A 4,205-nucleotide genomic window follows, 5' to 3' on the forward strand; every position below is an offset into this window, starting at 1 on the left:
TCTTCGACCGCGCCGCCGGCCGGCTGCTCCGCCGGGTCGGCATCGAGCCGATCGAGGAGCTGCCCAGCGGCGCCACCCCGGAGGACCTGGAGCAGTCGCCGAGGTGCAGGTCGGCCGCGAGCACGGCGGTGAGGGCGATGGCGCCGGGGCGGGCGAAGACCGCGGCGAGCGGGTCGAGCCCGACCGGCAGCGGGTGTACCGCACCGGCGGGGAGCACCGCCTCGGCGCGGTGTCCCCAGATGCCCCACACGATCTGGCCCCGTTGCCGGTCGGCGACGTCCGGCGCGACCTCGACGATCTCACCGACCTCCTCGTAGCCGAAACCCACCAGGGGGTACGGCACCGAGGTCTGGCGGGGGACGAACATGCGGGTGACGTCGTCCCAGTCCTTGCTGAGCCGGGGGTTGCTGCCGCGGTAGAGGGTCAGCTCCGTGCCGGCGGAGATGCCCGAGTAGCAGGTGAGGACACGAACCTGGCCGGGGCCGAGCGGATCCGGTGGGCAGGGCTCGAGGCTGATCCGTCGAGGCCCGGCGAGAGAGACAACCCAGTTGACCATGAGTCACATCCCGGTAGCACTGGGTTTCATCGTAGGCAAAAAATCGTTATATGTCTTGTAATTGATCAATCGAAGGGGTTCAATCCGTCATGTACCCTTCGAGAGGAGTGCCACCGATGTCAGCACCTCCGATGCGGACGATCGCCGCCACCCTGATCATGGCACTAGCCGGGACCACCCTGCTGGCCTGCGGCGACGACGAGTCCGAAAGCGACAGTAAGAAGATCACCGTCTGGAGCCTGGAGGACGTGGCCGACCGGGTCACCGCCACCCGGGCGATCATCGCCGACTTCACCGCGAAGACCGGCGTCACCGTCGAGCTGGTGCCGGTCAGCGAGGACCAGTTCCCGTCCCTCATCGCCTCCAGCGCCGCCGCCGGCGAGTTGCCCGACGTGGTCGGGTCCGTCTCCCTGGCCGGTGTCCGCACCCTGGCCGGCAACGACCTGCTGCACCCCTCGGCGAATGCGGAGGTCGTCGAGACGCTGGGTCGCCAGACGTTCTCCCCCCGGGCGCTGGAGCTCACCGCCGACGGCGACACGCAGCTGTCCGTCCCCAGTGACGGGTGGGGCCAGCTGCTGGTCTACCGCAAGGACCTCTTCGACGCCGCCGGGCTGCCGGCCCCCGACACGTACGAGAAGATCGCCGCCGCCGCGGCGAAGCTGAACACCGGCGGAGTCGCCGGCATCACCGCGGCGACCGCCCCCGGCGACGTCTTCACCCAGCAGACCTTCGAGCACCTCGCGCTGGCCAACAACTGTCAGCTCACCGACGATTCGGGGGCGGTGAAACTCGACTCGCCGGAGTGCGTCGAGGCGTTCCGCTTCTACGGCGACCTCATGCGCACCAGCTCGGTGAAGGGCGCGCAGGACGTCGACACCACCCGGGCCACCTACTTCGCGGGCAAGGCGGCGATGCTGGTGTGGTCGCCGTTCATCCTCGACGAGCTGGCCGGCCTGCGCAACGACGCCAGACCAACCTGCCCGCAGTGCCAGGCCGACCCCACGTGGCTCGCGAAGAACAGCGGATTCGTGACCGCGATCAAGGGGCCGAACGGCACCGCACCGGCCCAGTACGGTGAGATCAGCTCCTGGGCGATGCTCGACGGCGCCGCCGCCGACTCGGCGAAGTCCTTCGTGGAGTACATGCTGGACGACGGCTACCCGCGCTGGTTCGGCATGTCCCCCGAGGGCCGCTTCCCGATCCGCAAGGGCACCGGCGGGGAGCCGGAGAAGTTCCTCACCGCCTGGAACACCAGCCAGGCCGGCGTGGACGCGAAGAAGCCCCTGGCCGAGGTCTACGGCGACCAGGTGCTCGCGGAGCTGCGCCGCAGCCCGGACACCTTCTCCCGCTGGGGCCTGACCCAGGGTCAGGGCAAGCTCGTCGGCGCGATCCTCGGTGAGCTTCCGGTGCCCAAGGCGCTGGCCGACGTCGTCTCCGGCAAGTCCGACGCGGCGGCGGCGGCCGGACGGGCCCGCAAGGACGTGGAGGCGATCAAGGCAGGCGTCAATTGACCACCACCGCGCCGGGTACCGGCCGCTCCCCCACCCGGGAGCGGCCGGCCCCTGCCCGCCGGCGGGGGCCGCTGACGCTGCGCCAGCGGGAGTCCCGCGCCGGGCTCGCGCTGGTCGCGCCGACCCTGCTGGTCACGATCGCGGTGATCGGCGTGCCGATCGTGTGGACGGTGGTGCTGGCCTTCCAGCGCGTACGCCTCGCCACCCTGCGCAAGACCGGCCTGTTCGGCGAGTTCACGCTGGACAACATCGACCGGGTGCTCAACACACCGGGGTTCGCCGACACCCTCTGGACGACCCTGGTCTACAGCGTCGGCAGCACCGCCGGCTCGATCCTCCTCGGCCTGGCGGCGGCCCTGGTCGTCCGCCGACCCTTCAGGGGCCGCACCCTGGTCCGCGCCTCGATGCTGCTGCCGTACGTGGCGCCGGTGGTCGCGGTCACCTTCGTCTGGCAGGTGATGCTGGACCCGCAGCTCGGCATCGTCAACGACTGGGGGCGTCGGTTCCTCGGCTGGGACACGCCGGTCGCGTTCCTGTCCCAGGAGTCCACCGCCCTGGCCACGGTCATCGCCTTCGAGGCGTGGCGCTACTTCCCGTTCGCGTTCCTGTTCCTGCTCGCCCGGCTCCAGGCGGTACCCGGTGAGCTGGAGGAGGCGTCCCGGGTCGACGGGGCCACCCCCACCCAGCGGTTCCGGCACATCCTGCTGCCCCAACTGCTCCCGGTGATCGCCCTGCTCGGCGTGCTGCGGTTCATCATGACGTTCAACAAGTTCGACGACGTCTACCTGCTCACCGGCGGCGCGGCCGGCACCGAGGTGGTCAGCGTCCGGGTCTACACCTTCCTCACCGCGCGTACCGACATCGGCGCGGCGGCGGCGCAGGCGGTCGTGCTGGCCGTGGTGCTCATCGTCTTCGTCGCGGTCTACCTGCGCTTCTTCGGCGGACGGAGGGCCGACTGATGGACCGTGACCGGATCGAGACGGTCGGCCTGCGCTGGCTGCGCCGCCTGGTCGTCGCCGTCTTCCTGCTGGTGACCCTCTTCCCCTTCTACTACATGCTGGTGCTCTCGGTGCGCCCCATCGAGCGCCTGCTGCTCGACCCCGGTTCCCTGGTCGTGGGGCTGGGCGAGCTGACCGTCGAGACGTACGCCGAGGTCCTCAAGGCCGCCGACGACGGTGGCCGCGGCTTCCTCACCTTCATGCGCAACAGCGGCCTGGTCGCCGTGGCGGCGACGATCCTGACGCTGGTGGTGGCGATCCCCGGCGCGTACGCGGTCTCCCGGCTGCGGTTCTTCGGCCGGCGGCAGGTCGACGTGCTGTTCCTGGCGGTCTACCTGTTCCCGTCGATCGTCATCGCGATCCCGCTGTTCGTGGTGTTCACCCGGGTCGGGCTACGCGGGTCTCTGTTCGGGCTGGTCCTCGTCTACATCTCGCAGACGCTGCCGGTCTCGGTCTACATGCTGAAGAACTACTTCGAGACGATCCCGGTGAGCCTGGAGGAGTCGGCGGCGATCGACGGCGCCGGGCGGCTCGGCATCATCCGCCGCGTCAGCCTGCCCCTGGCCGCGCCGTCGATCATGGCCGTCGCCCTGTACGACTTCATGATCGCCTGGAACGAGTTCCTCTTCGCGCTGCTGTTCCTGGTCGACAAGCCGAACCGCTGGACGGTGTCGCTGGGGCTGGCGCAACTCGCCGACGGCGTGGAGGTGCCGAAGACGGTGCTGATGGCCGGCTCGGTGATCCTCACCCTGCCCATCGTGATCCTCTTCTTCGCCAGCGAACGACTGCTCACCGAGGGCCTCACCAGCGGCGCGGAGAAGGGCTGACCGCCGCCCGCGATCTTGCACTTCCTGCCGGGGCGAAAGCCGCAAAGGCCGCAAAAAATGGACCGAAAGTGCAAGATCGCGGAGGGTGGGTGGGCACTGCCCGGCGAGCGGTTACGGTGGCGCCATGGGCAGACCGACCCGCTGGGTGACCGAGACCGGTCCCGAGCACACGCAGTGGTACATCGACCGGTTCCGCCGGCTGGCGGCCGACGGGGTGGACCTGGCCGGGGAGGCCCGGCTGGTCGACGCGATGGTCGCGCCCGGCTCGCGGATCCTCGACGCCGGCTGCGGCACCGGCCGGGTCGGCGCGGCG

General features: G+C 70.2%; 3 protein-coding genes and 2 pseudogenes. 4 read left to right on the plus strand and 1 reads right to left on the minus strand.

Translation table 11 applies throughout. From position 1 onward, the window contains the following. A pseudogene (locus AB0I76_RS23710) lies at positions 1 to 556 on the minus strand (oxidoreductase); the annotation flags it as partial. Positions 557 to 672: 116 nt separating this feature from the next. Between AB0I76_RS23710 and AB0I76_RS23715 the strand changes: the two are divergent. The 4 genes and pseudogenes from AB0I76_RS23715 to AB0I76_RS23730 form a co-directional block, all read left to right on the plus strand. After that, on the plus strand, positions 673 to 2,067 hold the full coding sequence (locus AB0I76_RS23715; protein ID WP_357039366.1) for an extracellular solute-binding protein: 1,395 nt from the start codon (positions 673 to 675) through the stop codon (positions 2,065 to 2,067). Next, on the plus strand, positions 2,064 to 3,026 hold the full coding sequence (locus AB0I76_RS23720; RefSeq protein WP_357039369.1) for a sugar ABC transporter permease: 963 nt from the start codon (positions 2,064 to 2,066) through the stop codon (positions 3,024 to 3,026). Before AB0I76_RS23715 ends, AB0I76_RS23720 begins: the two co-directional genes overlap by 4 nt. Then, positions 3,026 to 3,892 (plus strand): carbohydrate ABC transporter permease, encoded by an 867-nt coding sequence (locus AB0I76_RS23725; protein WP_357039372.1) that lies wholly within the window; start codon positions 3,026 to 3,028, stop codon positions 3,890 to 3,892. Before AB0I76_RS23720 ends, AB0I76_RS23725 begins: the two co-directional genes overlap by 1 nt. Positions 3,893 to 4,016: 124 nt before the next feature. Further along, positions 4,017 to 4,205, plus strand: a pseudogene (locus AB0I76_RS23730) (SAM-dependent methyltransferase); the annotation flags it as partial.

The organism is Micromonospora sp. NPDC049799 (genome assembly GCF_040656655.1).
Taxonomy (GTDB): domain Bacteria; phylum Actinomycetota; class Actinomycetes; order Mycobacteriales; family Micromonosporaceae; genus Micromonospora.

What these genes read in the sequence shown, in the direction of transcription:
- AB0I76_RS23715 (WP_357039366.1), top strand. Translation starts at nt 673, where the DNA reads ATGTCAGCACCTCCGATGCGGACGATCGCCGCCACCCTGATCATGGCA.
- AB0I76_RS23725 (WP_357039372.1), top strand. Translation starts at nt 3,026, where the DNA reads ATGGACCGTGACCGGATCGAGACGGTCGGCCTGCGCTGGCTGCGCCGC.